The organism is Neisseria sp. KEM232 (assembly GCF_002237445.1).
In the GTDB taxonomy this organism is placed as follows: Bacteria; Pseudomonadota; Gammaproteobacteria; order Burkholderiales; family Neisseriaceae; genus Neisseria.
Genome location: NZ_CP022527.1, coordinates 1237387 through 1264135 on the forward strand (window position 1 = coordinate 1237387; position 26749 = coordinate 1264135).

General features: G+C 58.3%; 28 protein-coding genes and 2 pseudogenes. 20 read left to right on the top strand and 10 right to left on the bottom strand.

Features of this window, described 5'->3' with window-relative positions; translation table 11 throughout:
- The 13 genes from nuoH (at position 1) to nuoN (ending at position 12571) form a co-directional block, all read left to right on the top strand.
- Positions 1-1071 carry an NADH-quinone oxidoreductase subunit NuoH gene (gene nuoH / locus CGZ77_RS06130; RefSeq protein WP_009427114.1) on the top strand — a complete coding sequence of 357 codons (1071 nt, stop codon included), beginning with the start codon at positions 1-3 and terminating at the stop codon, positions 1069-1071.
- Between the two features lie 56 nt (positions 1072-1127).
- Positions 1128-1523, top strand: a complete 396-nt coding sequence (locus CGZ77_RS06135) for a GNAT family N-acetyltransferase (RefSeq protein WP_036496584.1) — start codon at positions 1128-1130, stop codon at positions 1521-1523.
- A gap of 98 nt (positions 1524-1621) precedes the next feature.
- Positions 1622-2101 carry an NADH-quinone oxidoreductase subunit NuoI gene (nuoI, locus tag CGZ77_RS06140; RefSeq protein ID WP_009427116.1) on the top strand — a complete coding sequence of 160 codons (480 nt, stop codon included), beginning with the start codon at positions 1622-1624 and terminating at the stop codon, positions 2099-2101.
- 403 nt (positions 2102-2504) lie between these two features.
- Positions 2505-3062: an NAD(P)H-dependent oxidoreductase gene (locus tag CGZ77_RS06145; protein WP_009427119.1), complete on the top strand. Its 558-nt coding sequence runs from the start codon at positions 2505-2507 to the stop codon at positions 3060-3062.
- Between the two features lie 86 nt (positions 3063-3148).
- The gene (locus CGZ77_RS06150; protein ID WP_009427120.1) at positions 3149-3508 is read left to right on the top strand and encodes an EthD domain-containing protein; all 360 of its coding nucleotides are present in this window, start codon (positions 3149-3151) and stop codon (positions 3506-3508) included.
- A gap of 73 nt (positions 3509-3581) precedes the next feature.
- A complete protein-coding gene (locus CGZ77_RS06155; protein ID WP_009427121.1) occupies positions 3582-4247 on the top strand; it encodes an NADH-quinone oxidoreductase subunit J in 666 nt (221 codons plus the stop codon).
- Complete coding sequence (gene nuoK / locus CGZ77_RS06160; protein ID WP_009427122.1) at positions 4244-4549, top strand: NADH-quinone oxidoreductase subunit NuoK; 306 nt, start codon at positions 4244-4246, stop codon at positions 4547-4549. Before CGZ77_RS06155 ends, nuoK begins: the two co-directional genes overlap by 4 nt.
- Before the next feature lie 349 nt (positions 4550-4898).
- Positions 4899-5315 carry a GFA family protein gene (locus tag CGZ77_RS06165; protein WP_009427125.1) on the top strand — a complete coding sequence of 139 codons (417 nt, stop codon included), beginning with the start codon at positions 4899-4901 and terminating at the stop codon, positions 5313-5315.
- A gap of 493 nt (positions 5316-5808) precedes the next feature.
- Positions 5809-7839 (top strand): NADH-quinone oxidoreductase subunit L, encoded by a 2031-nt coding sequence (nuoL, locus tag CGZ77_RS06170; RefSeq protein WP_009427127.1) that lies wholly within the window; start codon positions 5809-5811, stop codon positions 7837-7839.
- A 323-nt stretch (positions 7840-8162) separates the two neighbouring features.
- Positions 8163-8474, top strand: a complete 312-nt coding sequence (locus CGZ77_RS06175) for a GIY-YIG nuclease family protein (RefSeq protein WP_009427129.1) — start codon at positions 8163-8165, stop codon at positions 8472-8474.
- Between the two features lie 378 nt (positions 8475-8852).
- Entirely contained in the window at positions 8853-9503 is a 651-nt protein-coding gene (locus CGZ77_RS06180) for a hypothetical protein (RefSeq protein WP_009427131.1), read from the top strand.
- Between the two features lie 113 nt (positions 9504-9616).
- A complete protein-coding gene (locus tag CGZ77_RS06185) occupies positions 9617-11116 on the top strand; it encodes an NADH-quinone oxidoreductase subunit M (protein ID WP_009427132.1) in 1500 nt (499 codons plus the stop codon).
- Between the two features lie 9 nt (positions 11117-11125).
- Positions 11126-12571, top strand: coding sequence for an NADH-quinone oxidoreductase subunit NuoN (nuoN, locus tag CGZ77_RS06190; RefSeq protein WP_094031030.1), 1446 nt, complete (start codon positions 11126-11128; stop codon positions 12569-12571).
- A 279-nt stretch (positions 12572-12850) separates the two neighbouring features.
- Here the strand turns inward: nuoN and CGZ77_RS06195 are convergent.
- The 4 genes and pseudogenes from CGZ77_RS06195 to CGZ77_RS06210 all read right to left on the bottom strand — a co-directional run bounded on the left by CGZ77_RS06195 (position 12851) and on the right by CGZ77_RS06210 (position 16744).
- Positions 12851-13857 (bottom strand): annotated as a pseudogene (locus CGZ77_RS06195) (IS5 family transposase).
- 155 nt (positions 13858-14012) lie between these two features.
- Positions 14013-14816 (bottom strand): carbon-nitrogen hydrolase family protein, encoded by an 804-nt coding sequence (locus tag CGZ77_RS06200; RefSeq protein WP_009426771.1) that lies wholly within the window; start codon positions 14814-14816, stop codon positions 14013-14015.
- A gap of 56 nt (positions 14817-14872) precedes the next feature.
- The gene (locus tag CGZ77_RS06205; RefSeq protein WP_009426772.1) at positions 14873-15742 is read right to left on the bottom strand and encodes a DUF808 domain-containing protein; all 870 of its coding nucleotides are present in this window, start codon (positions 15740-15742) and stop codon (positions 14873-14875) included.
- Between the two features lie 108 nt (positions 15743-15850).
- Positions 15851-16744, bottom strand: coding sequence for a LysR family transcriptional regulator (locus CGZ77_RS06210; RefSeq protein WP_009426773.1), 894 nt, complete (start codon positions 16742-16744; stop codon positions 15851-15853).
- A 158-nt stretch (positions 16745-16902) separates the two neighbouring features.
- Here CGZ77_RS06210 and CGZ77_RS06215 point away from each other — a divergent pair, with 158 nt between their 5' ends.
- On the top strand, positions 16903-17559 hold the full coding sequence (locus CGZ77_RS06215) for an NAD(P)-dependent oxidoreductase (RefSeq protein ID WP_036496429.1): 657 nt from the start codon (positions 16903-16905) through the stop codon (positions 17557-17559).
- A 52-nt stretch (positions 17560-17611) separates the two neighbouring features.
- Positions 17612-18094 carry a nuclear transport factor 2 family protein gene (locus tag CGZ77_RS06220; RefSeq protein ID WP_009426775.1) on the top strand — a complete coding sequence of 161 codons (483 nt, stop codon included), beginning with the start codon at positions 17612-17614 and terminating at the stop codon, positions 18092-18094.
- Positions 18095-18323: 229 nt separating this feature from the next.
- Here the strand turns inward: CGZ77_RS06220 and CGZ77_RS06225 are convergent, their stop codons facing one another.
- The gene (locus CGZ77_RS06225; RefSeq protein WP_036496425.1) at positions 18324-18563 is read right to left on the bottom strand and encodes a Fis family transcriptional regulator; all 240 of its coding nucleotides are present in this window, start codon (positions 18561-18563) and stop codon (positions 18324-18326) included.
- Positions 18564-18675: 112 nt separating this feature from the next.
- A complete protein-coding gene (gene dusB / locus CGZ77_RS06230) occupies positions 18676-19698 on the bottom strand; it encodes a tRNA dihydrouridine synthase DusB (RefSeq protein ID WP_009426777.1) in 1023 nt (340 codons plus the stop codon).
- A 178-nt stretch (positions 19699-19876) separates the two neighbouring features.
- On the opposite strand from dusB, the gene rnhB reads away from it, so the two are divergent.
- Positions 19877-20458: a ribonuclease HII gene (rnhB, locus tag CGZ77_RS06235; protein WP_009426778.1), complete on the top strand. Its 582-nt coding sequence runs from the start codon at positions 19877-19879 to the stop codon at positions 20456-20458.
- A gap of 104 nt (positions 20459-20562) precedes the next feature.
- The gene (gene rlmH / locus CGZ77_RS06240; protein WP_009426779.1) at positions 20563-21033 is read left to right on the top strand and encodes a 23S rRNA (pseudouridine(1915)-N(3))-methyltransferase RlmH; all 471 of its coding nucleotides are present in this window, start codon (positions 20563-20565) and stop codon (positions 21031-21033) included.
- 155 nt (positions 21034-21188) lie between these two features.
- On the opposite strand, the gene CGZ77_RS06245 is transcribed toward rlmH, so the two are convergent.
- The 3 genes from CGZ77_RS06245 to CGZ77_RS12270 form a co-directional block, all read right to left on the bottom strand.
- The gene (locus tag CGZ77_RS06245; RefSeq protein WP_009426780.1) at positions 21189-22463 is read right to left on the bottom strand and encodes an O-acetylhomoserine aminocarboxypropyltransferase/cysteine synthase family protein; all 1275 of its coding nucleotides are present in this window, start codon (positions 22461-22463) and stop codon (positions 21189-21191) included.
- Positions 22464-22567: 104 nt separating this feature from the next.
- Complete coding sequence (hemB, locus tag CGZ77_RS06250; RefSeq protein WP_036496427.1) at positions 22568-23569, bottom strand: porphobilinogen synthase; 1002 nt, start codon at positions 23567-23569, stop codon at positions 22568-22570.
- Between the two features lie 102 nt (positions 23570-23671).
- Complete coding sequence (locus CGZ77_RS12270) at positions 23672-23956, bottom strand: hypothetical protein (protein ID WP_198344886.1); 285 nt, start codon at positions 23954-23956, stop codon at positions 23672-23674.
- On the opposite strand from CGZ77_RS12270, the pseudogene CGZ77_RS06255 reads away from it, so the two are divergent.
- Both CGZ77_RS06255 and CGZ77_RS06260 read left to right on the top strand, forming a co-directional pair.
- Positions 23909-24124 (top strand): annotated as a pseudogene (locus CGZ77_RS06255) (transposase); the annotation flags it as partial. The gene CGZ77_RS12270 and the pseudogene CGZ77_RS06255 overlap by 48 nt on opposite strands.
- Before the next feature lie 57 nt (positions 24125-24181).
- A complete protein-coding gene (locus tag CGZ77_RS06260) occupies positions 24182-24499 on the top strand; it encodes a DUF2322 family protein (protein ID WP_009425211.1) in 318 nt (105 codons plus the stop codon).
- A gap of 75 nt (positions 24500-24574) precedes the next feature.
- On the opposite strand, the gene CGZ77_RS06265 is transcribed toward CGZ77_RS06260, so the two are convergent.
- Positions 24575-25609: a nuclease-related domain-containing protein gene (locus CGZ77_RS06265; protein WP_009425210.1), complete on the bottom strand. Its 1035-nt coding sequence runs from the start codon at positions 25607-25609 to the stop codon at positions 24575-24577.
- A gap of 161 nt (positions 25610-25770) precedes the next feature.
- Here CGZ77_RS06265 and miaA point away from each other — a divergent pair, with 161 nt between their 5' ends.
- On the top strand, positions 25771-26712 hold the full coding sequence (gene miaA / locus CGZ77_RS06270; RefSeq protein ID WP_009425209.1) for a tRNA (adenosine(37)-N6)-dimethylallyltransferase MiaA: 942 nt from the start codon (positions 25771-25773) through the stop codon (positions 26710-26712).
- Positions 26713-26749 lie beyond the last annotated feature (37 nt).

The window sequence follows — 26749 nt, forward strand, 5'->3', positions numbered from 1 at the left end:
ATGCAAGAATGGTTCCAAACCCTGTTTTCAGGCTGGCTCGGCCCCATCGGCAGCGACATCGGCCTGATTGTGGCGATCGTCGTCAAAATCGTCATCATCCTGATTCCGCTGATTCTCACCGTTGCCTACCTGACTTACTTCGAGCGCAAAGTTATCGGCTTTATGCAGCTGCGCGTCGGCCCCAATGTAACCGGCCCGTGGGGTCTGATCCAGCCGTTTGCCGACGTGTTCAAGCTGCTGTTTAAAGAAGTTACCCGCCCCAAGCTGTCGAACAAGGCGCTGTTCTATATCGGCCCGATTATGTCGCTGGCGCCGTCGTTTGCCGCTTGGGCGGTGATTCCTTTTTCCGAAAAATGGTTGCTCACCAACATCAACGTCGGCCTGCTCTATATTCTGATGATTACTTCGCTGTCGGTGTACGGCGTGATCATCGCCGGCTGGGCGTCCAATTCCAAATACTCATTTCTCGGCGCCATGCGCTCTTCCGCGCAAACCATTTCCTACGAAATCGCCATGGGCGCGGCCTTGCTGTGTGTGGTGATGGTTTCAGGCAGCCTGAATTTTTCCGAAATCGTCGCCGCCCAAGCGCAGGGCATCGCCGGCGGCTCGGTATTCTCGTGGAACTGGCTGCCGCTGTTTCCGGTGTTTATCATTTATCTGATTTCCGCCGTTGCCGAAACCAACCGCGCACCCTTTGACGTGGCCGAAGGCGAGAGTGAAATCGTCGCCGGTTTCCACGTCGAATATTCCGGCTTCGCCTTTGCCCTGTTTTTCCTGGCCGAATACATTTTCATGATCTTGATCGCCGCGCTGACATCGCTGATGTTTCTCGGCGGCTGGCTCTCGCCCTTCCCGCAAAGCTGGGGCGCTGTCGGTACGCCGTCGGCCTTCTGGATGTTCGGCAAAATGGCGATGGTGCTCTACGGCTATCTGTGGATACGTGCCACCTTTCCCCGCTACCGCTACGACCAAATTATGCGCCTGGGCTGGAAGGTGCTGATCCCGATCAGCTTCGTGTTTATCGTCGTGCTGGCGCTGTGGATGGTCTCGCCGCTGAGCTTGTGGAAATAGGCCGTCTGAAAAGCAAAAGCAGCCTGAAAAGGCAGCCTGAAAAAAAGGACAAGCAAATGATCGAATACAGCAACAGCAAAACCATTACCGCCGAACAGTTTGCGGGCGTACTCGAGCGTTCCGGCATCCGCCGTCCCACTACCGACCTGCCGCGCCTGCAAACCATGCTCGATCAGGCCGACATCCTGTGGACGGCATGGGACGGTGCGAACCTTGTCGGCGTTGCCCGCTCGCTTACCGACTTCGCCTACGCCTGCTATCTGTCCGATCTTGCCGTCGATACCGCCTGCCAGCATCAGGGCATCGGCCGCGAACTCGTCCGCCGCACACAGGCGCAAATCGGCGAAAAAGTCGCCCTGATTCTGCTTTCCGCCCCCGCTGCGATGGACTACTACCCGAAAATCGGCTTTGAAAAAGCCGAAAACGCCTTTATCGTCAAACGTACCGCCTGACACGGCAAGGCAGCCTGAAAACGCACAACGCAAGTTTCGGCAAAGTTTAAAACCAAAACCAAACACCAAAATCCCCTAAAACGGAGGATACGAACCCAATGGCAAACCTAGTCAAAACCTTCCTGCTCGGCGAGCTGGTCAAAGGCATGGGGCTGACCCTGAAAAACTTCTTCGCCCGCAAGGAAACCATCTACTTCCCCGAAGAAAAAACCCCGCAGTCCGTGCGCTTTCGCGGCCTGCACGCCCAACGCCGTTATCCGAACGGCGAAGAACGCTGCATCGCCTGCAAACTGTGCGAGGCCGTCTGCCCCGCCATGGCCATCAACATCGAATCCGAAGAGCGCGAAGACGGCACCCGCCGCACCACCCGCTACGACATCGACCTGACCAAGTGCATCTTCTGCGGCTTCTGCGAAGAAGCCTGCCCCACCGACGCCATCGTCGAAACCCATATTTTCGAGTACCACGGCGAGAAAAAGGGCGACCTGCACTTCACCAAACCCATGCTCTTGGCCATCGGCGACAAATACGAAGAAGAAATCGCCAAACGCAAAGCCGCCGACGCGCCCTACCGTTGAGGCAGCCTGAAAGGCAAAAGGCTACCTGAAAACCTTAAACTGCCGTCATTAGTGAGTAGGTCGGGCACTTATGCCCGACAAACACCGGCAACAGAAAAATATCTGCCGTCATTTCCGCGCAGGCGGGAATCTTGGCGGCACAACAGCAAAGGCGGCCAACCCCAACCGCCGCCCACCCCAACCAAGATTCCCGCCTGCGCGGGAATGACGAGATTGAAGTAAAGTAGGTCGGGCATTTATGCCCGACAAACGCCGGCCAATTTGAAACATGTCGGGCATCAATGCTCGACCTACAAACTGAAAACACAAGCAACGTAGGGTGTGTGGCTCCGCCACGCACGCGGCAAAGCAAAAGCAGCCTGAAACGCAAAAGGCAGCCTGAAATCCAAACAGGAGCAGCACCATGAGCAAAACCCTCGTCATCGTCGCGCATCCGAGTATTGCGCAGTCCGCCGTCAACAAACGCTGGCTTGCCCAATTGCGCCGATACCCCGAACGCTTTACCGTGCACGAGCTTTACGCCACCTACCCCGACGGCAAAATCGACATCGCCGCCGAACAGCGGCTGGCGGACGCGCATCAGGCTTTGGTATTGCAGTTTCCCGTGTATTGGTTCAACTGCCCGCCGCTGCTGAAACAATGGCTGGACGACGTGCTGACCTACGGCTGGGCATACGGTTCGCAAGGCAAAGCCCTGGCAGGCAAGAAAACCGCGATTGCCGTGTCGCTGGGCACGCCCGCTGCCGACTACACGCGCGAAGGCGCAGTCGGCTGCACCGTTGCCGAAGCACTGCGCCCGTTTGAATTGTCCCTGCGCTACTGCAACGCCGACTACCGCCCGATGTTTGCCTTCCACACCATCGACAGCAACGCGGGCTACACCGAAGCCGCTTTGCAGGCGATAGAGCAAAGCGCGGCGGATTATGTGGCGTGGCTGGATGCGCTGGCGCAGGCAGCCTGAAACCGTAAGAGGCTACCTGAAAAACCAAACAGGCTGTCTGAAACCCGCAGCCATGCAGCTTGGGAAAGCCTGAAAGAAAAAATAAAATGTTTAAAATCATTATGCTGGTAAAGAAGAAAACCGAACTCGACACCGAGGCATTTATCGCCCGCTGGCAGCAGCATTCTGAAAAAGTGCTGGGTTTGAAGGACGTACTGAATATCCGCCATTACGCCAAAACGCTGCCGTTTCAGGCCGGTGCGCAACCTGCCACCCAGCGCGGCACGCTGCCGTTTGCGTTTGATGCGATGGGCGAGCTGTGGTACGACAGCCGCGACGATTTCCAACGCGCCCGCGAAACCGAAGCAGGGCAGGCGGCACTGGCCGCACTGCGCGAGGATGAAGCCGAGTTCGTGGATTTGCAGCATTCCGTCATGTGGTTTGGCGAAGAAGAGCGCGTGATTTGAAGTCAAAGGCAGCCCAGACCCCAAAAAAAGGCCGTCTGAAAAGCATTGAAAAACCCCCACCGGAAAGACCTTTATGAGCTTCCAACTGATTATGTTCTACACCCTGGCCGCCATCATCCTGTTTGGCGCGCTCAAAACCGTAACCGCCAAGAACCCCGTGCATGCCGCGCTGTATCTGGTGCTCACCTTCTGCATGAGCGCGATGATGTGGATGCTGATGCAGGCCGAGTTCCTCGGCATCACGCTGGTGGTGGTGTATGTGGGCGCGGTGATGGTGCTGTTCCTGTTTGTGGTGATGATGCTCAACATCGACATCGAAGAAATGCGCAAAGGCTTCTGGCGCAACGCCCCCGCCGCGCTGACCGTCGGCGTGCTGATGGCCGTCGCCCTGATTCTGATACTGGTGTCGCCCAAAACCAACCTTGCCGCCTTCGGCCCGATGAACGACATCCCCGCCGATTACAGCAACGTGCGCGATCTCGGCAGCCAGATTTACACCACCTACCTGCTGCCCTTTGAGCTCGCCGCCGTGCTGCTGGTGCTGGGCATGGTTGCCGCCATCGCCCTGGTACACCGCAAATCCAGCAACCCCAAACGCATCGACCCCGCCGACCAGGTCAAAGTCGATGCCAAACAAGGCCGCCTGCGCATGGTGAAAATGGCCGCCGTGGTGCAGACCCCGTCCGCGCCCGCAGCCGAAGAAACCGACGATGCCGCCGATTCGGAGAACAAAGCATGATTACGCTGACCCACTATCTGGTACTCGCCGCCCTGCTGTTCGGCATCAGCGCCATGGGCATCTTTATGAACCGCAAAAACGTACTCGTTTTGCTGATGTCCATCGAGCTGATGCTCCTGGCCGTAAACTTCAACTTCATCGCCTTCTCGCAATACCTGGGAGACACCGCAGGCCAGATTTTCGTCTTTTTCGTCTTGACCGTAGCCGCCGCCGAATCCGCGATTGGTTTGGCGATTATGGTTTTGGTGTTCCGCAACCGCCAAAGCATCAACATCAGCGATTTGGACAGTTTGAAAGGGTAGGGCGGTTTCAGACTGCTTTGCAGGCCGTCTGAAAAGCAGACGTAGGTTGGGTTGCAAACCCAACAAAATGTTGGAACCGCAAACATTGTCGAGTCTCGACCCAAGTAGGGTAGGTTGGGTTGCAAACCCAACAAAATGCTGAAAACGCAAACGTCGTTGTTGGGTCTCGACCCAACCTACAAGACTCTTGGCTGAAACCGCCGACAGTCAAAGCCGAAAAAAGATTCCCGCCTGCGCGGGGGTAGCGTAGCGGACTTGCGTAAGCTAATGACGAAAGTGAAAGAAACCCCCGTTTTCAGACGGCCTTTAAAGCAGCCTGAAAACCGTGCACACAAAATAAGGAAAAGCTATGAAAGCCCAATGCCAGTGCGGCAGCGTAACGCTCGAAGTCAGGCATAATCACGAAGTTCACGCCTGCCATTGCAGCAAATGCCGCCAACGCACCGGAGGCGCATCGTTTACCCTGACCGCCGAAGGCGCACCGCAAATCAGCGGTGAAGAAAACATCGGCCGCTACCGCTCTTCCGACTGGGGCGAGCGCACTTTCTGCAAACAATGCGGCAACGATCTGTATTTCCACCTTCTGCCCGAAAGCGGCATGGACGAAGCGTGGTATGTCAATGCCGGACTGTTTGCCGACAACGCCGACTTTGCTTTGAAACTGCAAATTTTTACCGACTGCCAAGCACCGTATTACCACCTGTCCGACGACACCCCGAAAATGACCGAACAAGAATTTCTGGCGTGGGTGGGCGCGGCAGAATAGGCAGCTTGCGTAGCGTAGCGGAGTTGCGGAGCTAAAACACCATTTTCCCTTGCGGGAAACGTCGGATTCGAGAATCCGACCTACGAAAAGGCCGTCTGAAAAGCAGCCTGAAACCGATAGCCCGACAGCAAACTAATTCCCTCTCCCGCTCGCGGGGGAGGGCTAGGGTGGGGGCGGTAGGGCAGCAGAAACCTTTGCTACTACGTCGGCGAAAAAAGCGTTTCCGCAGAAACGCACACCCCCACCCCAACCCTCCCCCGCAAGACGGGGGAGGGAGCAGATGGCAGAAGTCCGACGGTTTCAGACGGCCTGTAAAGCAGCCTGAAAACCCAAACAATGTAGGGTGTGTAGCTCTGCCACGCACGCGGACAAATACCAAGGCAGCCTGAAACGCCAAAAGGCTACCTGAAAATGTGAAAGGCCGTCTGAAACCAGACAGCCCACCAGCCCCGTTAGCCAAAAGATTAAAAGTTCAACCCCTAAGGTTCACAACATGACTGATATGACTTTATACCTCACCATCGCCCTTCTGCCGCTGGCGGGCTCGCTGCTGGCGGGGCTGTTCGGCAATAAAATCGGCCGCGCAGGGGCGCATTCGGTAACGATACTCGGCGTGGCGGTGTCGGCCGTGTTGTCCGGCTGGGTGTTGTGGGGCTTTATCGACGGCTCGCGCGCCAAGTTCGACGAAAACGTCTATACCTGGCTCACAATGGGCGGCATTGATTTCTCGGTCGGCTTTCTGGTCGATTCGATGACGGCGATGATGATGGCGGTGGTAACCGGCGTGTCGCTGATGGTACACATCTACACCATCGGCTATATGCACGATGAAGCGGTCGGCTACCAACGCTTTTTCAGCTATATCTCCTTGTTTACCTTCAGCATGCTGATGCTGATTATGTCCAACAACTTCATCCAGCTTTTCTTCGGCTGGGAAGCGGTGGGCTTGGTGTCGTATCTGTTGATCGGTTTCTATTTCAAAAAACCGTCGGCCACTTTTGCCAATTTGAAAGCGTTTTTGGTCAACCGCGTCGGCGACTTCGGCTTTGTGCTGGGCATCGCGCTGGTGCTGGCCTATTTCGGCGGCAGCCTGCGCTATGCCGACGTGTTCGCCTATCTGCCGCAGGTGCAAAATGCCACCATCGAGCTGATTCCGGGCGTGCAGTGGTCGCTGGTTACCGTAACCTGCCTGCTGCTGTTTGTCGGCGCGATGGGTAAATCCGCCCAATTCCCGCTGCACGTGTGGCTGCCCGACTCGATGGAAGGCCCGACACCGATTTCCGCGCTGATTCACGCGGCAACGATGGTTACTGCCGGCCTGTTTATGGTGTCGCGCATGTCGCCGATTTACGAATTGAGCAGCACCGCCTTGAGCGTCATCATGGTCATCGGCGCAATTACCGCGCTGTTTATGGGCTTTCTCGGCACGATTCAAAACGACATCAAACGCGTGGTGGCCTATTCCACCCTGTCGCAGCTCGGCTATATGACCGTGGCGCTGGGCGCGTCGGCCTACTCCGTGGCCATGTTCCATGTGATGACCCACGCCTTCTTTAAAGCCCTGCTGTTTCTCGCCGCCGGTAGCGCCATCATCGGCATGCACCACGACCAAGACATGCGCCATATGGGCAACCTGAAAAAATACATGCCCGTCACCTGGCTCACCATGCTGCTGGGCAATCTGGCGCTTATCGGCACGCCCTTCTTCTCCGGTTTCTATTCCAAAGATTCCATCATCGAAGCGGCCAAACTCAGCAACCTGCCCGGCAGCGGCTTTGCCTACTTCGCCGTACTCGCCAGCGTGTTCGTTACTGCCTTTTACGCGTTCCGCCAATACTTTATGGTGTTCCACGGTAAAGAAAAATGGCGCGAGCTGCCCGAGCATCACGACGACCATCATTCAGACGGCCACCATCACGGCCTGGGCAAACACGATAACCCGCACGAAAGCCCGTGGGTCGTCACCCTGCCGCTGGTACTGCTCGCCATTCCGTCCGTCATCATCGGCTACATCGCCATCGAACCCATGCTCTACGGCGACTTCTTCAAAGGCGTGATTTTCGTCAACCACGAAGCCCACCCCACCATGCACCTGATGAAAGAAGAATTCCACGGCGCACTGGCGATGGTGTCGCACAGCCTGCACTCGCCCGTGCTGTATCTCGCTATCGCAGGCGTGGTAAGCGCCTGGGTCTTGTACATCAAAGCCCCGGGTCTGCCCGCCAAAATCGCCGCCGCCTTCCGCCCCGTGTACGTATTGTTTGAAAACAAATACTACCTCGACACGATTTACTACAACGTTTTCGCCAAAGGCAGCCGCGCATTGGGCACATTCTTCTGGAAAGCCATCGACACCGCCATCATCGACAACGGCCTCGTCAACGGCAGCGCCAAACTCGTCGGCGCCGTCTCCGCCCAAGTACGCAAAATGCAAACCGGCTTTATCTACACCTACGCCGCCTTTATGGTAACCGGCGTACTAGTGCTGATTGTGGCGTTTTTCTGGGGGCTTTGGTTCGGATAATTGGTGTTTCAGACGGCCTTTGGGTTGCAGGGCAGCCTGAAAGCAAAAAGGCCGTCTGAAAAACAGAACACCGCGTGAAACCCTGCAAGCAGACGCCCACCCACTGCCGTCATTCCCGCGCAGGCGGGAATCTTGGCGCAGATGCAGCAACCCCGTGTTTCAACTGCCAATCATTGAAGCCGGAAAAAGATTCCCGCCTGCGCGGGAATGACGAAACAGAAAGAAACAGCCGTTTTCAGACGGCCTTGAAAGCAGCCTGAAAAACGAAAGGCCGTCTGAAAGCGGGTTTGCAGGCTTCTGCAAAACCCAAAATAGGAAGCGATATGCACCGCCATCCCTTAGCCGGACAGCCTGCCGTGTATATTATGGCCAGCGGCAGAAACGGCGTGCTGTATATCGGCGTTACCATGAACCTGCCCGAGCGGGTATGGCAACATAAAAACAGCCTTGATTTCGACAACTTTACCGCCCGTTACAATGTGCACGATCTGGTGTGGTACGAACTGTTCGAGCATATGCCCGCTGCCATCGCCAAAGAAAAAGCCCTGAAAAAATGGCGGCGAGAATGGAAAATCAGACTGATAGAAGAACAGAATCCCGAGTGGCTGGATTTGTTCGCCGGTCTGATACGTTAGAAGGACAAGGCAGCCTGAAAATAAACAGGCCGTCTGAAAAGCAAAAAGGCCGTCTGAAATCCTGCAAACAGCCGCCCCACCACTGCCGTCATTCCCGCGCAGGCGGGAATCTCGGTGGAATTGAACGAATGCAGGTTCAAGCCGCCATTGTTGGAGCGGAAATAAGATTCCCGCCTGCGCGGGAATGACGGCAGTAGAAGCAACACCGTTTTCAGACGGTCTCAAACAGTAGCCTGAAAACAATGGTCGTAGGGTGTGTGGCTCTGCCACGCACGCGGATAAAACCAAAGGCAGCCTGAAACTCCGCAAACAGCCGTGCCCACCACAGACGTCATTCTCGCGCAGGCGGGAATGACGGGTGTAAATAGTTATGTATAAATGAAATTAACAAGTTATGTGGTAAAGCATGATACCGGCTTTGCCCCCAATCCGTATTACGGTTTTTTAACTTTGGCAACCTGCAAGCCGAAGATCAGGCAGAGTGCCAATATCGGCGATATTCTTGTCGGCACCGGTTCTGCACGGGGTGTCGGCAATAATAAAATTATTTATGTCGGTGTTGTCTCTGAGGTGTTGAGCACGATAGATTATTCTATTGATCCGCGCTTTGAAGCAAAAAAACCAAGTAATCAAGACGAAAAGGCGAAAAGAGGCGACAACATTTATTACTGGCAGGATGGGCAATGGCAGCAGATTAAAAATATCTCGCATGGCAAAGGCGAAATATATGATGATTTGCAGCCCAATCGTATCTTGGTTTGCGAAAAATTTTGGTATCTCGGCAATCAGGCTAAGATGATTCCTGAAGAATTTTTAGAAATAGTAAAAATCGGCCCCGGCCATAAAAATACTATAGATGAAACTTTAATAAACGATTTTATGAAATGGATAGGACAGTTTCCTCGAGGAGTAATGGGAGAACCAAGCAGTTTAAGTTTCTGTAGCTCCGACAAGATTCCCGCCTGCGCGGGAATGACGGCAGTAGAAGCAACACCGTTTTCAGACGGCCTCAAAAGCAGCCTGAAATAACAGAGGCCGTCTGAAAGGCTACCTGAAAACCCGAAAGGCCGTCTGAAACCCCTTTACCCAACCCACCCACGCAACCCAAACCGAATTATTTTTACAAACCACAGGCAAACATTATGTTTTCAAACAACCTACTCAGCTTGGCAATCTGGGTGCCGATAGCGGCCGGTATTCTGGTCTTGGCGACCGGTTCCGACCGGCGGGCGCTGTTGGCGCGCATTCTTGCGCTGATTGGCGCGGCGGCCGGATTTTTGGTAACGCTGCCGCTGTTTACCCGTTTCGACCGTTTGAGCGGCGGCTTCCAGTTTCAGGAGTTCCACCAGTGGATTCCCACGCTCAATATCAACTACGCACTGGGGGTGGACGGTATTTCGGTGCTGTTTGTCATTCTCAACGCCTTTATCACGCTGATGGTGGTGCTGGCGGGCTGGGAAGTGATTCAGAAGCGTCCGGCGCAGTATATGGCGGCATTTTTAATCATGAGCGGCCTGATTAACGGCGCGTTTGCGGCGCAGGATGCCCTGCTGTTTTACGTGTTCTTCGAGGGCATGCTGATTCCGCTGTATCTGATTATCGGCGTGTGGGGCGGCCCGCGCCGCGTGTATGCGTCGGTAAAACTGTTTCTCTATACGCTGATGGGTTCGCTCCTGATGCTGGTGGCGATGGTGTATCTGTCGTATCAGGCGGGCGGCAGCTTTGCGATTGCCGATTTCCAGAATCTGAAACAGATTCCGCTCGGCATCCAACAGATTTTGTTTGTCGCCTTTTTCCTGTCGTTTGCCGTGAAAGTGCCGATGTGGCCGGTGCACACCTGGCTGCCGGATGCGCACGTTGAAGCGCCGACCGGCGGCTCGATGGTGCTGGCGGCGATTACGCTGAAAGTGGGCGCGTATGGTTTCCTGCGCTTTATCCTGCCGATTCTGCCCGATGCGGCGCGCTTTTTCGCGCCGGCGATTGTAGCGTTGAGCCTGATTGCGGTGATTTACATCGGCATGGTGGCGCTGGTGCAAACCGATATGAAAAAACTGGTGGCCTATTCTTCCATCAGCCATATGGGTTTTGTTACGCTGGGGATGTTCCTGTTTCTTGACGGCCGTCTGAACGACTGGGCGCTCAAAGGCGCGATTATGCAGATGATTTCGCACGGTTTTGTCTCCGCCGCCATGTTTATGTGCATCGGCGTGATGTACGACCGCCTGCACACGCGCAACATCGCCGATTACGGCGGCGTAGTGAATGTGATGCCCAAGTTTGCCGCCTTTATGATGCTCTTTGGCATGGCCAACGCCGGTTTGCCTGCGACTTCGGGCTTTGTCGGCGAATTTATGGTGATTATGGGCTCGGTGGAGGTGAATTTCTGGGTGGGCGCGCTGGCCGCACTGACGCTGATTTATGGCGCGTCTTACACGCTGTGGATGTACAAACGCGTGATTTTTGGCGCGATTACCAATCCGCACGTGGCCGAGATGAAAGACATCAACGCCCGCGAGTTTCTGATTTTGGCGGTGTTGGCCGCCACCGTGTTGGGTATGGGCTTGTGGCCGGAGCCGTTTATCGCCGTGGTGCATCAGGCGGCCAACGATCTGATTACCCAAGTGGCGCAAAGCAAGATTTGAGGTGTGTGAATGAATACGAATAGTTTGAACCTGCTCCCCGCGCTGCCTGAAATCGTGCTGCTGTGCGGCCTGTTTTCCGTGCTGCTGATTGATTTGTGGCTCAAAGACGGTCAGCGCCGCGTTACCCATTATCTGAGCCTGCTTGTGCTGGCGCTGGCCGCTGCCGCGCAGTGCTATGTCTGGACGCCAGTCGCCGTCAGCATTTTTAGCGATATGTATCTTTCAGACGGCCTCTCGCAGCTGGCCAAGCTCACCATGTACGCCGCGCTGGCCGCCGCCTTCGTTTACGCCGCGCCCTACAACCGCGTGCGCAGCATTTTCGGCGGCGAGTTCTACACCCTGTCGCTGTTCGGCCTCACCGGCATGAGCATGATGGCGAGCGCGGGACACTTTCTCGTTGCCTACATCGGGCTGGAGCTGCTGTCGCTGTCGCTTTACGCCATGATTGCCCTGCGCCGCGATTCCGCCCGCTCCGCCGAAGCCGCGCTGAAATATTTTGTTTTGGGTGCGCTGGCATCCGGCCTGTTGCTTTACGGCGTTTCCATGATTTACGGCGCAACCGGTTCGCTCAACTTCGCCACCATTCTCGCCAACAGCTACAGCGGCCTCGACCAGCCCTGGCTGATGAAACTGGGCTTGATATTCGTCGTTGTCGGCATCGCCTTCAAACTTGGCGCCGTGCCCTTCCATATGTGGGTACCCGATGTCTACGAAGGTGCGCCGACTTCCGTTGCCGCCATCGTCGGCAGCGCGCCGAAAATGGCCGCTGCCGTGTTCGCCGCCCGCATCCTCTACGGCGCGATGGACAACGAACATGCCGATTGGACGCAGATGCTGGCCGTGATTGCCGTCGCCTCCCTGCTGGTGGGCAACCTCGCCGCCATTATGCAGACCAACCTCAAACGCATGCTGGCCTATTCCACCGTCTCGCACATGGGCTTCGTGCTGCTGGCCTTCCTCGGCGGCAGCATCAGCTTCTCCGCCGGCCTCTACTATGCGCTTACCTATGTCGCCACCGCGCTGGTCGGCTTCGGCGTGCTGATGCAGCTTTCCGACGAAACGGCCGACTGCGAAACCATCGCCGACCTGGCCGGTCTCAACCAGCGCAACGCCTGGTACGCCTTCCTGATGCTGCTCACCATGTTCTCGATGGCCGGTATCCCGCCGCTGGTCGGCTTCTACGCCAAACTCCAGGTGATCCAGCTTCTGGTCGGCAAAGGCTATCTGTGGCTGGCCGTGTTCGCCGTCGTTATGTCGCTGATCGGTGCCTTCTACTACCTGCGCGTCGTGCGCACCATCTATTTCGACGAACCGCAAAACGTCCGTATCAGACCGGGCAGCGCGGTGGCGAAAGCCGTGCTCTCGGCCAACGCCCTGCTGCTTCTGCTGTGGGGCATCCTGCCGCAAAGCGTGATGGACTGGTGCGTACAGGCCGTGCAGACCGCCGCAGGCTGATTGCACAGATACACAGAGGCCGTCTGAAACCCTGTTTCAGACGGCCTTTTTCGTTGTGCTCTTGGCAAGATGCGACGGCAAACGGAAGCGGCAAACAAACGTCATAGCCGCAGAAAGCAAAAAGGCCGTCTGAGACCTTTGCAAAATTCCTTTTCCCCAACAGCCGAAACCCAAAAACAGGTTTTCGGCTGTTTTCCTCCCCCCAATACCTCCTGATTCTACCCAAATACCCCCTTAATCCTCCCCGGATATCTGATAATCAGGCATCCGGACCGCCTTTTAGGCGGCAACAGGCACACTTAGCCTGTTAGCCGCTTTCAACAGGTTTAAACACATCGCCTTCAGATGGCTTTGCGCACTCACTTTGAGCAGACCAAAATAGGCTGCCCGGGCGTAGCGGAATTTACGGTGCAGCGTCCCGAAGCTTTGTTCGACCACATAACGGGTTTTCGATAAATACCGGTTACGTTTGGTTTGCGCTTCCGTCAGCGGACGGTTGCGGTGGGCTTTGCGCATAATGCCGTCCTGCAGCCGATGCTCTTCCAGATGTTGTCGGTTTTCCTTACTGTCATAGCCTTTGTCGGCATAGACGGTCATACCTTCGGCTATCCCTTCCAGCAAAGGCAACAGGTGGTTGCACTCATGGGTATTGGCGGGAGTGATGTGCAGTTTCTCGATATAGCCTTCCTCATCGGTACGGGTATGTTGTTTGTAACCGAGTCTGTATAAGCCGTTTTTCTTTGTCCAACGGGCATCTTTGTCTTTGCTCGGTGTGGTTTGGCCGCTGACTTGTCCTTCTTCATCGACTTCTATGGCCTGGCGTTGTTTGTTGCCGGCAGTCTGAATAATGGTGGCGTCAATGACGGCGGCGGATGCCTTCTCTACTTTTAGGCCTTTTTCGGTCAGTTGGCGGTTAATCAGTTCCAGCAATTCGGACAGGGTGTCGTCTTGCGCCGCCGGTTGCGGTAGCGGCATAAGGTGCTGTAATCGGGGATGCTCAGTTCGTCAAAACGGCAAAACAGGTTGAAGTCGATGCGGGTGATGAGGCTGTGTTCGAGCTCGGGATCGGAGAGGCTGTGCCATTGTCCGAGCAGGACGGCTTTGAACATGGATAGCAGGGGATAGGCGGGACGGCCGCGGTGGTCTCTAAGGTAACGGGTTCTTTGACGGTTCAGGTACTGTTCGATCGGTTGCCAATCAATCACCTGATCCAACTTCAATAGTGGGAAGCGGTCGATGTGTTTGGTAATCATGGCTTGGGCGGTTTGCCGGAAGAAGGTGCTCATGAGAAATTCCCTAAATGTCTTGGTGGGAATTTAGGGGATTTGGGGGGATTTTGCAAAGGTCTCCGTCTGAAAGCGCGAGATCCGCTTTCAGACGGCCTTTGGTACCTGTCCGCAACAATCAGGGCAAATCCCCAGTGGCCTTTTTCAGACGGCCTCTATAAAACCCGGTGCGCCAGCGCGGGCAGCCGCGTGCGGACGCTGTTGAGGCGCACGGGGTCGAGGTCGGCGGCGATCACACCCTCGCCTTCAGGCAGAACGGCGAGGATGTCGCCCCAAGGGTCGACTATCATGCTGTGGCCGAAAGTGCGCCGCCCGCTCTCGTGCGTGCCGCCCTGTCCCGCCGCCAGCACATAGCACTGGTTTTCCACCGCGCGGGCGCGCAGCAGCAACTCCCAATGCGCCTTGCCCGTGGTGTAGGTGAAGGCGGCGGGCAGCAGCAGTGCGGCGAAAGGGGCTTGGGCGCGGAAAAATTCGGGGAAACGCAGGTCGTAGCAGATACCCTGCGCCAGCGGCCAGCCGTCGGCGGCCAGCTTCGGCACGCTGCCACCCGCCGCGATGGTGTCGGCTTCGGCGTAACGCTCGCCCAAACCCGAGTAGCCGAACAGGTGCATTTTGTCGTAGCGGCCGAGCAGAGTGCCGTCGCGCCCGTAAACCGGCATGCTGTTGAGCACCTTGCCTGCTTCGCCGCTGTGCAGCGGAATAGTGCCGCCGAACAGCACCACGCCGCATTCGGCGGCGGCCTCTGCCAAGGCCGTCTGAAAACGCCCCGCGCCGAAGGGTTCGGCAAGGGCGAGCTTGTCTGTGTCGGCGTGTCCCATCAGCGGCCAGTATTCGGGCAGCAGCACCCAGCCCGCCCCCGCGTCCGCCGCTTGGCGCACCAGGCGGCGCATGGCGCGGATATTGGCTGCGGGATCGGCGGAGGAAACCATTTGCACCACGGCGGCGCGGATTTTTTCCATGTTTTTTTCCTTTCAGACGGCCTGTTCGTGTCAGATAGGCTGATTGCCAACCGCTCCTAATGCCTGCCAAACAGCTTCATCAGTGGCAGCACCACGGCGCAGGCCGCCGCGCCCGCCAGCAGGCCGACGGCCATGGCGGCAATCGCGCCCGCCAAACCGTCGTGTATGCCCACATGGTGTAAAAAGTCTGCCAAAACAGGCAGATTGTGGGCAATCAGGCCGCCGCCGACGAGGAACACCGCCAGCGTGCCCGCTACGCTCAGGCCGCGCATCAGCCACGGCATCAGGGCAATCAGGCCGTGCCCCAAGCCTTTGAGCGCACCGCCGCGGCGGATGAAAAACAGCCCCAAGTCGTCGAGCTTCACAATCACCGCCACCAGTCCGTACACAAACACCGTCATGCCCACACCGATCAGCAGCAGGGCGAGCGTGCGGTCGAGCAGCGGCGCACCCGCGCCCACCGTGCCCAGCGCGATGATGATGATTTCCGCCGACAGGATGAAATCGGTGCGGATGGCGCCTTTGATTTTCGCCTCTTCGCTGTCCAATTCGTCGGGCACGGCCTGCGGCGAATGTCCGGCAGCGGGGCGGCGGAAAAACTTGTGCAGCAGCTTTTCCACGCCCTCAAAACAGAGAAACAGCCCGCCCAGCATCAGCAGCGGCGTAATCAGCGCGGGCAGCAGCCACGACAGCAAAAGCGCGGCCGGTATCAGGATGAGCTTGTTGGCCAGCGAGCCTTTGGCCACGCGCCAGACGACGGGCAGCTCGCGCTCGGCCGACACGCCAGTGACCTGACCCGCGTTGAGCGCCAAATCGTCGCCCACCACGCCGACGGTTTTCTTGGCGGCGGCCTTGGTTATCAGCGACACGTCGTCGAGCACCGAAGCGATGTCGTCGAGCAGGGTAAAGAGGGAAGCGAAAGCCATAGCAGCCTTTCTCGGACGGTTTGTCCCAACGGAAAGAGCGGATTATACGGGCAAAGGCCGTCTGAAAAGCAGGTTTTGCGTCCAAACAGCCGTTTCAGACGACCTTTTTCAGACGGCCTTTTCTCCCTCTTTGTCGAACTCCTGCAAAAGAATGTCCAACACCGCCTGCGTGCGGGCGGACTGGATGCGGTAGGGCGTGACCGCGTACACATCCACGGAAGGCAGCGTCCAGTCGGGCAGCACGGTTTTCAGACGGCCTTCTGCCAAATCGGCGGCGATGTCGCCGTCAAGAAACAGCGCGAGCCCCAAGCCCGCCTTTGCCAGTTCCGCCAGCGCGTTGAGCTGGCCGCAGTAAATGCCTTGCGACGTGTCGAGCTCGAAAAAATCCGTGCCGCGCCGCATCGTCAGGCGCGCGGGCAGGTAGCGCAGCCAGCGGCAGGACGCCAAATCCTGCGGCGCGGCAACGGGGTGTTCTGCGAGATAGTCGGGCGAGGCGCAGATCAGCCAGCGCTGGCGCGTCAGCAGGCGGGCGACCAGATTTTCGTCATCGAGCGCGTGTTCCCCGCCGCGCAGGGCGATGTCGGCATCGCCGCGCTGCAAGTCGATCAGGCCGTCGCCGAACAGCAGCTGCGGGCGCACGGCGGGGTGGTCGCGCAGCAGGCGTCTCAGGCTGCGGTGCAGCGCGGGATGGGCGGCCATGGCCGAGGGCAGGGTGATTTTGATGCTGCCGCCGACGTCGGTATTGACCTGCCCGAGTGTGGCAAACGCCTCTTCGGTGCAGCGCAGCAGACGGCGGCACGAATCCGCCAGCGCCCGCCCCGCGTCGGTGGGCGTGAGCGAGCGCGTGCTGCGGTTGAGCAGCTTCACGCCGTAGGTGCTTTCCAAGCGGCTGATGTGCTGGCTGACGGCCGACGGAGTCATGTCCAGTTTTTCGGCGGCGGACGACATCGTGCCGCATTCGAGCAGCGTGGCGAAGGTGAGCAAAGATTTGATTTCCTGCATGGGGTCTCCTGTTTCTGCACAGGCCGTCTGAAAACGGTTCAGACGGCCTGATTGTGAAGCTGTACTTAATTTGAAAGTAAGCCCGCAGGCTATTATCGCGCCGCCCTTTTGTCAATAAAATGCGCGGCATCGCCAAACCAACACAAGAAAGGTACATCATGAAAATCGCAGTTATCGGCGCAACAGGCTTGGTCGGCAATGCCGTGGTACAGGAATTGGCGCAGCGCGGCCACAGCGTTACCGCGTTTGCCCGCAATACGGGAACAGTGTTCCAAGCGGCCAACGTCGATGCCGTTGCCGCCGATGTCAACGCGTCTGATTTTGCAGCGCAGCTTAAAGGTTTCGATGCCGTGGTCAGTGCGTTCAACCCCGGCTGGGACAACCCGAATCTGGCCGCCGATTTCACACGCGGCGCGGACAGCATCGTCGCGGCGGCGCAGGCGGCGCAAGTGCCGTATTTATTGGTCATCGGCGGTGCGGGCAGCCTGAATGTAGCGCCCGGTCTGCAACTGGTGGACACGCCCGATTTTCCGGCCGACGTGTATCCCGGTGCCAACGCCGCCCGCGAGCTGCTGAACCGCCTGCGCGAACGCCGCGATGTCAACTGGGCGTTTCTCTCGCCTGCCGCCATGTTTGCCGTAAACCCTGTGAAATTTGAAAAAACCGGCGCATACCGCATCGGTGCGGACGACGTATTGCTCAACGCCGACGGCTCGCCCGCCGACATCGCCCTGCCCGACCTGGCCGCCGCGATTGCCGACGATGCGGAAAACAAAGCGCATCTGTTTAAACGCTTTACCGTAGCCGAAAAATAAGCGGCAGGCCGTCTGAAACCGATTCAACCCATACATCACAAGGAAACCCGTTATGAAAAAAACCATCGCCCTGATTCTTGCCGCCGCCGCGCTGTCGGCAGGTACGGTACACGCCGCGCCGAAAGCCAAAGCCGCCGTCAAGCAGGCGCAAAGCCAAACCGAGCGCAACAAAGCCAACGCGCTGGCGTTTTACGAAATGGCGTTCAACCAACACCGCGTGCAGGAAGCGGCCGACAAATACGTCGGCAAAAGCTATCTCCAACACAATCCCGGCGTGGCCGACGGCGCGCAGGCTTTTGTCGATGCGTTCGCACCGTTTCTGAAAGAAAACCCGCAGTCCCGCGCCGAGATCAAACGCGTGCTGGCCGACGGCGATTTGGTCGCGCTGCACGTGTTCAGCCGTACCTCGCCGCAGGACAAGGGCGAAGCGGTGGTGGACATTTTCCGCTTCGACAAGGCCGGTAAAATCGTCGAACATTGGGACGTGATTCAGGCCGTGCCCGACAAAACCGTCAGCGGCCGCTCTGTGTTTTAAACAGGCCGTCTGAAAAGCAAAAGTCCGTCTGAAAGTCAGATTGGGCTTTCAGACGGCCTTTTTGCGTGCGGCTGTCAGGACGGGTTGGCTTTTTTCAGACGGCCTGCCGTTTGCCGTGCGGGCGGGAGGCCGTCTGAAAAACGGATGCGGGCAGGGAAAAGGCCGTCTGAAAAAGTTTAAAGGCCGTCTGAAAAAGCTTTCAGACGGCCTCAACGGGTTCGGACGCGGCTCAGATCAGACCGTGTTCGAGCAGTTTTTTACGCAGGGTGTTGCGGTTGATGCCGAGCATATCGGCGGCTTTGGACTGGTTGCCGCCGCATTGCGCCATCACGACTTGGAGCATGGGCTTTTCCACTTGGCGCAGCACCATGCCGTAAACGTTGGCGGCGGGTTCGCCGTCGAGGGTACGGAAATACTGATGCAGGTTTTGCTCGATGCAGTGGGCGATGTCGGTGGTTCGGTTCGGCATGGTGCACTCGTCTGGATGGTTTTTTAGGTTTTTTAGTCTGTTGCGCCGCGCGGCGGCAGCCCGTCAATGTCAGGCGCTATTGTAAGCAAAAAAAACGGTTTGTAACAGTTCTTTAAATTTTGTTAGCCGCATTGGCCGTTTCAGACGGCCATAAGCCGCTTCGGCGCTCGGGGGCGGTATCGAGGAAGGCGGCGACGGCGTCGTATTGCGCGGCGGCATTGTCGAGGGTGTTGGCTTGTTTGCGCAGGGCGGCGCCCTCGGCGAAAGGGGCGGTGTACCAGCCGATGTGCTTGCGGGCGATGCGTGCGCCGGCGGTGTCGCCGTAGAAGGCGTACATGGCTCGGAGGTGCTGCAAAAAGGTGTCGGCGGCCGTCTGAAAGGCAATGGGTGCGGGCGGCGTGCCGTGTTGCAGAAAGTGTTTGATTTCGGCGAAAAGCCACGGCCTGCCCTGTGCGCCGCGCCCGACCATCACGCCGTCGGCGCCGGTTTGCCGCAGCACGGCGGCGGCTTTTTCGGCGGAGGCGATGTCGCCGTTGACCCACAGGGGGATGGAGATGTCTTGCTTAACTTGGGCGATGAGTTCGTAAGAGGCGTCGCCTTTGTACATTTGCTCGCGGGTGCGGCCGTGCACGGCGAGGGCGGCGATGCCGGCCTGTTCGGCCATTTTGGCGATGGTGCGGATGTTTTTGTTGTTTTCGCAAAAGCCGAGGCGGGTTTTGAGGGTGACGGGTACGCCCGCCGCCGCGACGACGGCGGTCAGAATGTCGCCGACCAGTTTTTCGTTTTGCAGCAGGGCGCTGCCGGCCAGCACGTTGCAGACTTTTTTCGCCGGGCAGCCCATGTTGATGTCGATAATCTGCGCGCCCTGCTCGGCATTGTAGCGGGCGGCTTCGGCCATGCGCTGCGGGTCGCTGCCGACTATCTGCACGGCGCGGATGCCCTCTTCGCCGGCAAAATCGCTGCGGTGCAGGCTTTTTTGGGTGTGGCGCAGCGAGGGGTCGCTGTTGAGCATTTCGCTGACGGCGTAGCCCGCGCCGAAACGCCGTGCCAGTTGTCGGAAGGGTTTGTCGGTGATGCCCGCCATCGGCGCGAGGGCGGCGGGGGTTTCGATAAGGTATGAACCGATGGAGAACATGGGATGCGGGTGGAAAAAAGGGCGCGATTATATAGCGGAAGGGCGCTGCGGGGTTTGCAGGCCGTTCCCGCCTTCGCGGGAATGACGTTTCTGAAACGCCGTTTCAGACGGCCTTGACAGCGCCGCGCCGCGCGTTATCCTTGCGCGTTTTGGCAAACGGGAGGCGGCTGTGGTGCGGATGGTGTGTGCGGGAGTGGACGAGGCGGGGCGCGGGCCGCTGGCGGGCAGCGTGTTTGCCGCCGCTGTGGTGTTGCCGGAAACATACAATTTGCCGGGGCTGGCCGACTCGAAAAAACTCAGCGAGAAAAAGCGCGGCGATCTGGCGGCGCGGATTAAGGAACAGGCGCTTGCGTGGAGCGTGGCTTCGGCGGGCACGGAAGAAATCGCCGAACTGAACATTCTGCACGCGGCGATGCTGGCGATGCGCCGCGCGGTGGCGGGACTGGCGCTGGTGCCCGACAAAATCCTCATCGACGGCAACCGCGTGCCGCCCGATCTTCCCGCGCCTGCCGAGGCAGTGGTGAAGGGCGACAGCAAAATCATCGAGATTTCCGCCGCTTCGGTGCTGGCGAAAACGGCGCGCGACGCGGAAATGTACGCGCTGGCAAAACGTTTCCCGCAATACGGCTTTGAGCGGCACAAGGGCTACGGCACGGCGGAGCACCTTGCCGCGCTCAAACGTTTCGGCGTGCTGCCCGAACACCGCCGCGACTTCGCGCCCGTGCGCGAAATACTGGCGCAGGGGCGGCTGTTTGAATAAGGATCGGAGGCCGTCTGAAAAACGCGTTTTCCCGTTTTTCAGACGGCCTGCGGCACAAACAGGCTTTGAGGCCGTCTGAAAACAGAAAAAAGGACAGGATAAAGATGAATATTACGGTGTTGGCCGTCGGCACGAAGATGCCGCGCTGGGTGGACGAGGCGGTGAACGAATACGCCAAGCGCTTCGGCCGCGATGTGGATTATGTGTTGAAGGAAATCAAACCCGAAAAGCGCGGCGCGGGCGTGAACGCGGCGCAGGGCATGGCGGCGGAGGAAAAACGCATCCTCGACGCGCTGCCTGCGGGGGCGCTGGTTGTGGCGCTGGACGAGCGCGGCAAAGCGCCGACCTCGGTGGAGCTGGCGGCTTATCTGCAAAGCTGGCGGCAGAACGGCGAACATGTCTGCTTTCTGATCGGCGGCGCCGACGGCATGACCGACGCGCTCAAAAGCCGCGCCGCGCTGCTGCTGCGCCTGTCGAGCCTGACGCTGCCGCACGGCATGGTGCGCGTGCTGCTGACCGAGCAGCTCTACCGCGCGGTGTCGATTCTGAACAATCATCCCTACCATCGGGAGTAGGGTACGGAGAGGCCGTCTGAAAAAGGGTTTCAGACGGCCTCCGAATGTTTTTCCGTACGTTTTTCCGTTCCGCTGCAAGTCTGCGTGGCAATGTGAAGCAAAAGGCCGTCTGAAACCGCAATCGGGTTTCAGACGGCCTTTTTACGGCTGCCCGTTTATTTGGCGGCGGCGAGCGCCTGTGCCAAATCGGCGAGCAAGTCGTCGATGTGTTCGATGCCGACCGACAGACGCACCATGTCTTCGCCGACGCCTGCGGCTTGCAGCTCTTCGGGCGATAGCTGGCGGTGGGTGGTGCTCGCGGGATGGGTGGCCAGCGATTTGGCGTCGCCGATGTTCACCAGACGCAGGAAGAGTTGCAGCGCGTCGATGAATTTTGCCCCTGCTTCGCGTCCGCCCTTGATGCCGAAGCTGAGCAGGCCGGAGGCTTTGCCGCCGTAGTCGCGGTCGGTCAGTGCTTTGTAGGGGCTGTTGTCCAAAGCGGGGTAGTTGACCCAGGCGACTTGCGGGTGGTTTTGCAGGTAGCGGGCGACGGCGAGGGCGTTTTCGCAATGGCGCTCCATACGCAGGGCAAGCGTTTCCAGTCCTTGCAGCAGCAAAAAGGCGCTCATCGGGCTGAGTGCGGCGCCGGTGTTGCGCAGCGGTACGACGCGGGCGCGGGCGATGTAGGCGGCGGCGCCGAAGTGTTCGCTGTAATTGACACCGTGGTAGGAGGGGTCGGGCTGGTTCAGGATGGCATCGAAGCGCGGGTTGCCCGCCCAGGCGAATTTGCCGCTGTCGATAATCGCGCCGCCGATGGTGGTGCCGTGGCCGCCGATGTATTTGGTCAGCGACTGGATGACGATGTCGGCGCCGTGTTCGATGGGGCGGTAGAGGGCGGGCGAGGGGACGGTGTTGTCGACCATCAGCGGCAGACCCTGCGCGTGTGCGGCAGCGGCAAAGGCGGGGATGTCGATAACGTTGATGGCGGGGTTGCCGATGGATTCGGTGTAAACGAGGCGGGTGCGGGCGTCGGCAAGCGCGGCGATTTGTTCGGGTTTGTCGGGATCGACAAAGCGCACTTTGATGCCCTGCTGCGGCAGGGTGTGGGCGAAGTAGTTGTAGGTGCCGCCGTAGAGGGTTTTGGTGGCGATGATGTTGTCGCCCGCCTGCGCGATGGTTTGCACGGCGTAGGTGATGGCGGCCATGCCGCTTGCCACCGCCAGCGCGGCGATGCCGCCTTCAAGCTGCGCGAGTCGCTCTTCGAGCACGGCGGTGGTGGGGTTCATGATGCGGGTGTAGATGTTGCCCGCGACGTTGAGGTTGAAGAGGTCGGCGCCGTGTTGGGTATCGTCGAAGGTGTAGGAGGTGGTTTGGTAGACGGGCACGGCGGCGGCGCGGGTGGAGGGGTCGGAACGGTAGCCGGCGTGCAGGGCGATGGTTTCGCGTTTCATGGCGGTTTCCTTCTAGGAAAAACAGCAGGTTTATGGATAGGGATGAGTAAAGTAGACAAAAGGCCGTCTGAAAACCCGGTTTCGGGTTTTCAGACGGCCTTTTGTCAGCGGCGGAGCTGTTTGGCAGCTTCAATGGCGTAGTAAGTCAAGATGCCGTCGGCGCCGGCGCGTTTGAATGCGAGCAGGCTTTCTAAGATAACTTTGTCGCCGTCGAGCCAGCCGTTTTGGATGGCGGCCTGCAGCATGGCGTATTCGCCGGAGACTTGGTAGGCGTAGGTTGGTACGCCGAACTCGTCTTTGATACGGCGCACGATGTCGAGATACGGCAGGCCGGGTTTCACCATCACCATGTCTGCGCCCTCTTGGATGTCGAGGGCGATTTCGTGCAGGGCTTCGTTGCTGTTGGCCGGATCCATCTGGTAGGTTTTTTTGTCGGCTTTGCCGAGGTTGCCGCTGCTGCCGACGGCATCGCGGAACGGGCCGTAAAAGGCGGAGGCGTATTTGGCGGAGTAAGCCATGATGCGGGTGTGGATGTGGCCTGCGTCTTCGAGGGCTTCGCGGATGGCGAGGATGCGGCCGTCCATCATGTCGGACGGGGCGACAACCTGCGCGCCTGCGTCGGCGTGGCACAGGGCTTGGCGCACCAATACTTCGATGGTTTCGTCGTTAAGCACATAGCCGTCTGAATCGGTGAGGCCGTCTTGGCCGTGCACGGTATAGGGGTCGAGCGCGATGTCGGTCATGATGCCCAGTTCGGGAAACCGCTCGCGCAGGGCGCGGACAACGGTGGGCACGAGGCCTTCGGGGTTGTAGGCTTCTTCGGCGGCGGCGGTTTTGTTGCGGGTAACGACGGGAAACAGCGCGAGCATGGGAATGCCGAGTTTGACGGCTTCTTCGGCGGTAAAAAGCAGTTTGTCGAGGCTTTGGCGTTTCACGCCGGGCATGGACGGGATGTTTTCTTCCTGTCCGCTGCCTTCGAGTACGAACACAGGGTAAATCAAGTCGTCGGCGGTAAGCGTGTGTTCGCGCATGAGGCGGCGGGAGAAGTCGTCTTTGCGCATGCGGCGCATGCGGGTGGCGGAAACGTAACGCGGCGGAAAATTCATCGGTCTTCCTTTTGTATGGTCGGTAGTCAAAATAAAAGGGCGGATTATACGCCCGCCAATCCGCATGGGCAGAATCTGATTGAACGGTGTAAGAAAATTTCTTTACGAAACATTGGTGTTTTTGAAACGCTCGAAATATTTCCGCACAAAAGCTTGCAAAGGGTTTCGGGGTTCTGTATAGTTCACATCTTCGCTGCTTCGGCGGCGCTGTTCTTTAACAAAACGATTACCGATAAGTGTGAGTGCGCGAGCCTCACACTGCGACAAAAACAGACAGAAGATGTTTTCATTGGCTGTCGGTTTCTTTGAAGCAGACCAGAAGTTATAAGTTAGAGATTGAACATAAGAATTAATCACAGCAAGCTGTTTGCCGACAGACAGAACCATATCAACGGCATTGAAAATTTCTGGAATCAGGCAAAGCGCGTACTGCGCAAATACAATGGAATCGACCGTAAATCTTTCCCGCTTTTCTTGAAAGAATGCGAGTTCCGTTTTAACTTTGGCACACCCTCCGAGCAGCTTAAAGTGCTGCGTCGGTGGTGTGAAATTTAGGGCTTATCTAGTACAGCCCCTTCCGTTTTCCCAACCCGACGCAAAAAAGGAACTCCCATGAGTTTTCAAGACCATCTCGCCGCCATGCCCGACATCGCCCATCTTTCGGGCTTGAACGTCCTCGACGCGGCAGGCAATACCGTCCACCACATCCCCGCCGCCCCCGGCAAGCTCGGTTCGCTCAAACTCTACAACGCGCTGGCACAGGAATTTTCCGGCCGTCTGAACGCCGCAGCCGCCGCACGCGGACTGGAGCTGTTTGCCGAACACACCGCCGACGCCCGAGCCAACCCCGGCAAGCACCCGAATATCGACCTGCTGTTTAAAGTGCGCGCGGAAAACTTGGATTTGCGCTTCGAACCGCTGGCGCAGTAAACGCGGTTTGCCGAAGCGGAAAGGCCGTCTGAAAGCCCCGGGTTTGGGTTTTCAGACGGCCTTTTGCCGTGTGTTTTAGCGGTATTTTTTCTGGCAGTCGAAGCAGTAGATGCGGTTTTGGAAAAGGGCTTTGCGACTCCAACAGTAGCGGGCGGCGTTTTCGCTGACGCTTTTGCGGCAGTCGGCGCAAAAGTAGCGTTTCTGCGCGGCAGCGGCTTGCTGCGTGTCCGGCGCGGCCTGTGCCGGTACGGTTTGCACAGGCGGCTCAGTCTGTGCGGGCGGGCTTGGCGGCGCGGCCTGCGGAGCGGAATTTTGCGGCTGTGGCTGTGGCGCGGCCTGCACGGGCGGGACATGAAGCGCGGCGGGTTCGCTGATGCCGAAACGGGCTTTCCAGTTGTATTTGGACGGGCGGTGGAAAGAGGCGAGGTATTCGGCAAATTCGTATAGCGTTTCGCGGGAAATGGTTTTCATAACAGCAAGACTGCCCGCAATGCTCACCTCATCGATGTCCTTCTCGACTCTTTTGCGGACTTGTTCGCTTTTGATGATTCTGTCTAAATACTTCACGTTTTTGCCGTTTTGCGGACGGTGGATTTGCGCCGAGTTGCCGATCAGGATTAAGTGGTAAAAGGCGGGCTTCATACGCAAGCCCAAACGGGTCGGTACGGCAATTTCGCCGTCGTCGAACATCTTTTTCAACAGCAGGCGGTGGCGCTCGTTTTGCTCGATAGGCGAAGGCATTCCGTATGTTTTGCCTTCATACAGATAGGAAAATTCGCCGTTTTCGTTGATGGCGAAGCCTTCGTTGAAATTTTTGCTTTCGCAGATGTAGATTTCCATCGTGCGGTTGAGCAGCAGATGGTCTATCTGTGCCACTCTGCCTTCGTATTCCACGCGGAAATCGTGGATAACCGCCCAGTTTTTGGAAGGATTGCCAAAATGAAAGTCGATATGGTAAGCGGCCTCTTTCTCCCCCGCCATGCCCGCGCGGATTTTACGGATTTCCGTTTTGATTTTCCGCTTGGTCGGCTCATCGACGTAGGGCAGTGCCAGCAGGGCGGTGAGTTCTTCTATATCTTGGTTCCGGTTTTCCGCGTGTTTGATGATCATGGTTTTTGGCTTGCAAACAAAGGTTGACGGCTGCGGCCGCCTTTTCAGACGGCCTGAAAAAGCCGCGATTATACCGTTTTGCGTAAAGACGGGTTGCCGTGCGTTAAGCGCAGGCAGGCGGGCTGCTATAATCGCGGCCTTTTTAGGCCGTCTGAAACAACATGGATTTTCCCAAAGCCTTCGCCCTGCTCGGGCCTACCGCTTCCGGCAAAACCTGCCTTGCGCTGCGGCTGGCAGAGCGTTTTCCCGTTGAAATCGTCAGCCTCGATTCCGCGCTGGTATACAAAGGAATGGACATCGGCACGGCCAAGCCGTCTGCCGCCGAGCTGGCCGCCGTGCCGCACCATCTGATCGACATTGTCACGCCGCTGCAAACGTACAGCGCGGCGGAGTTTGCGGCGGACTGCCTGCGCCTGTGCCGCGAGATTGCCGCGCGCGGGCGGCTGCCGCTGATTGTCGGCGGCACGATAATGTATTTCCACGCGCTGACGGGCGGGCTGAACGATCTGCCCGCTGCCGATCCCGCCGTGCGCGCGCAGTTGCAGGCGGAGAAGGCGGCGCACGGTCTGGCCGCGCTCTACCGCCGTTTGCAGGCGGCCGACCCCGCCACCGCCGCCCGTTTGCAGCCGTCCGACAGCCAACGCATCGAGCGCGCGTTGGAAGTGCTGATGCTGACGGGCAGGCCGCTGGGCGAACATCTGGCCGTTCAGACGGCCTACCGCCTGCCGCTGGATTTGCACACCTTCGCCCTGGTTCCGCACGAGCGCGCCCGTCTGCACGAGGCCATTGCTGCGCGTTTCCAAGCGATGCTGGACGCGGGTTTGGTTGACGAAGTGCGCCGCCTGCAAAGCGGATATCCCGCGCTGACGGCGGAACACAATTCCATGCGCTGCGTCGGCTACCGTCAGGCCTGGGACTATCTGGCGGGCGCGTGCGGCTACGCGGAATTTGCCGAACGCGGCACGGCGGCGACGCGCCAGCTTGCCAAACGCCAGCTCACCTGGCTGCGCAAAATCCCCGCCGACACCGCCGCCGACCCCTACGGCGCGGCCGATGTTTTTCAGACGGCCTATGAGGCGGCGGCGCGGCATTTTGGCTGTTGAGCATTTGAGGCCGTTCCCGCCTGTACCCCTTCGGGGC

Bases quoted from the DNA above. Each gene is read 5' to 3' on its own strand.
- nuoH (WP_009427114.1), top strand. From the start codon at position 1: ATGCAAGAATGGTTCCAAACCCTGTTTTCAGGCTGGCTCGGCCCCATC.
- CGZ77_RS06135 (WP_036496584.1), top strand. From the start codon at position 1,128: ATGATCGAATACAGCAACAGCAAAACCATTACCGCCGAACAGTTTGCG.
- nuoI (WP_009427116.1), top strand. From the start codon at position 1,622: ATGGCAAACCTAGTCAAAACCTTCCTGCTCGGCGAGCTGGTCAAAGGC.
- CGZ77_RS06145 (WP_009427119.1), top strand. From the start codon at position 2,505: ATGAGCAAAACCCTCGTCATCGTCGCGCATCCGAGTATTGCGCAGTCC.
- CGZ77_RS06150 (WP_009427120.1), top strand. From the start codon at position 3,149: ATGTTTAAAATCATTATGCTGGTAAAGAAGAAAACCGAACTCGACACC.
- CGZ77_RS06155 (WP_009427121.1), top strand. From the start codon at position 3,582: ATGAGCTTCCAACTGATTATGTTCTACACCCTGGCCGCCATCATCCTG.
- nuoK (WP_009427122.1), top strand. From the start codon at position 4,244: ATGATTACGCTGACCCACTATCTGGTACTCGCCGCCCTGCTGTTCGGC.
- CGZ77_RS06165 (WP_009427125.1), top strand. From the start codon at position 4,899: ATGAAAGCCCAATGCCAGTGCGGCAGCGTAACGCTCGAAGTCAGGCAT.
- nuoL (WP_009427127.1), top strand. From the start codon at position 5,809: ATGACTGATATGACTTTATACCTCACCATCGCCCTTCTGCCGCTGGCG.
- CGZ77_RS06175 (WP_009427129.1), top strand. From the start codon at position 8,163: ATGCACCGCCATCCCTTAGCCGGACAGCCTGCCGTGTATATTATGGCC.
- CGZ77_RS06180 (WP_009427131.1), top strand. From the start codon at position 8,853: ATGAAATTAACAAGTTATGTGGTAAAGCATGATACCGGCTTTGCCCCC.
- CGZ77_RS06185 (WP_009427132.1), top strand. From the start codon at position 9,617: ATGTTTTCAAACAACCTACTCAGCTTGGCAATCTGGGTGCCGATAGCG.
- nuoN (WP_094031030.1), top strand. From the start codon at position 11,126: ATGAATACGAATAGTTTGAACCTGCTCCCCGCGCTGCCTGAAATCGTG.
- CGZ77_RS06200 (WP_009426771.1), bottom strand. From the start codon at position 14,816: ATGGAAAAAATCCGCGCCGCCGTGGTGCAAATGGTTTCCTCCGCCGAT.
- CGZ77_RS06205 (WP_009426772.1), bottom strand. From the start codon at position 15,742: ATGGCTTTCGCTTCCCTCTTTACCCTGCTCGACGACATCGCTTCGGTG.
- CGZ77_RS06210 (WP_009426773.1), bottom strand. From the start codon at position 16,744: ATGCAGGAAATCAAATCTTTGCTCACCTTCGCCACGCTGCTCGAATGC.
- CGZ77_RS06215 (WP_036496429.1), top strand. From the start codon at position 16,903: ATGAAAATCGCAGTTATCGGCGCAACAGGCTTGGTCGGCAATGCCGTG.
- CGZ77_RS06220 (WP_009426775.1), top strand. From the start codon at position 17,612: ATGAAAAAAACCATCGCCCTGATTCTTGCCGCCGCCGCGCTGTCGGCA.
- CGZ77_RS06225 (WP_036496425.1), bottom strand. From the start codon at position 18,563: ATGCCGAACCGAACCACCGACATCGCCCACTGCATCGAGCAAAACCTG.
- dusB (WP_009426777.1), bottom strand. From the start codon at position 19,698: ATGTTCTCCATCGGTTCATACCTTATCGAAACCCCCGCCGCCCTCGCG.
- rnhB (WP_009426778.1), top strand. From the start codon at position 19,877: ATGGTGTGTGCGGGAGTGGACGAGGCGGGGCGCGGGCCGCTGGCGGGC.
- rlmH (WP_009426779.1), top strand. From the start codon at position 20,563: ATGAATATTACGGTGTTGGCCGTCGGCACGAAGATGCCGCGCTGGGTG.
- CGZ77_RS06245 (WP_009426780.1), bottom strand. From the start codon at position 22,463: ATGAAACGCGAAACCATCGCCCTGCACGCCGGCTACCGTTCCGACCCC.
- hemB (WP_036496427.1), bottom strand. From the start codon at position 23,569: ATGAATTTTCCGCCGCGTTACGTTTCCGCCACCCGCATGCGCCGCATG.
- CGZ77_RS12270 (WP_198344886.1), bottom strand. From the start codon at position 23,956: ATGGTTCTGTCTGTCGGCAAACAGCTTGCTGTGATTAATTCTTATGTT.
- CGZ77_RS06260 (WP_009425211.1), top strand. From the start codon at position 24,182: ATGAGTTTTCAAGACCATCTCGCCGCCATGCCCGACATCGCCCATCTT.
- CGZ77_RS06265 (WP_009425210.1), bottom strand. From the start codon at position 25,609: ATGATCATCAAACACGCGGAAAACCGGAACCAAGATATAGAAGAACTC.
- miaA (WP_009425209.1), top strand. From the start codon at position 25,771: ATGGATTTTCCCAAAGCCTTCGCCCTGCTCGGGCCTACCGCTTCCGGC.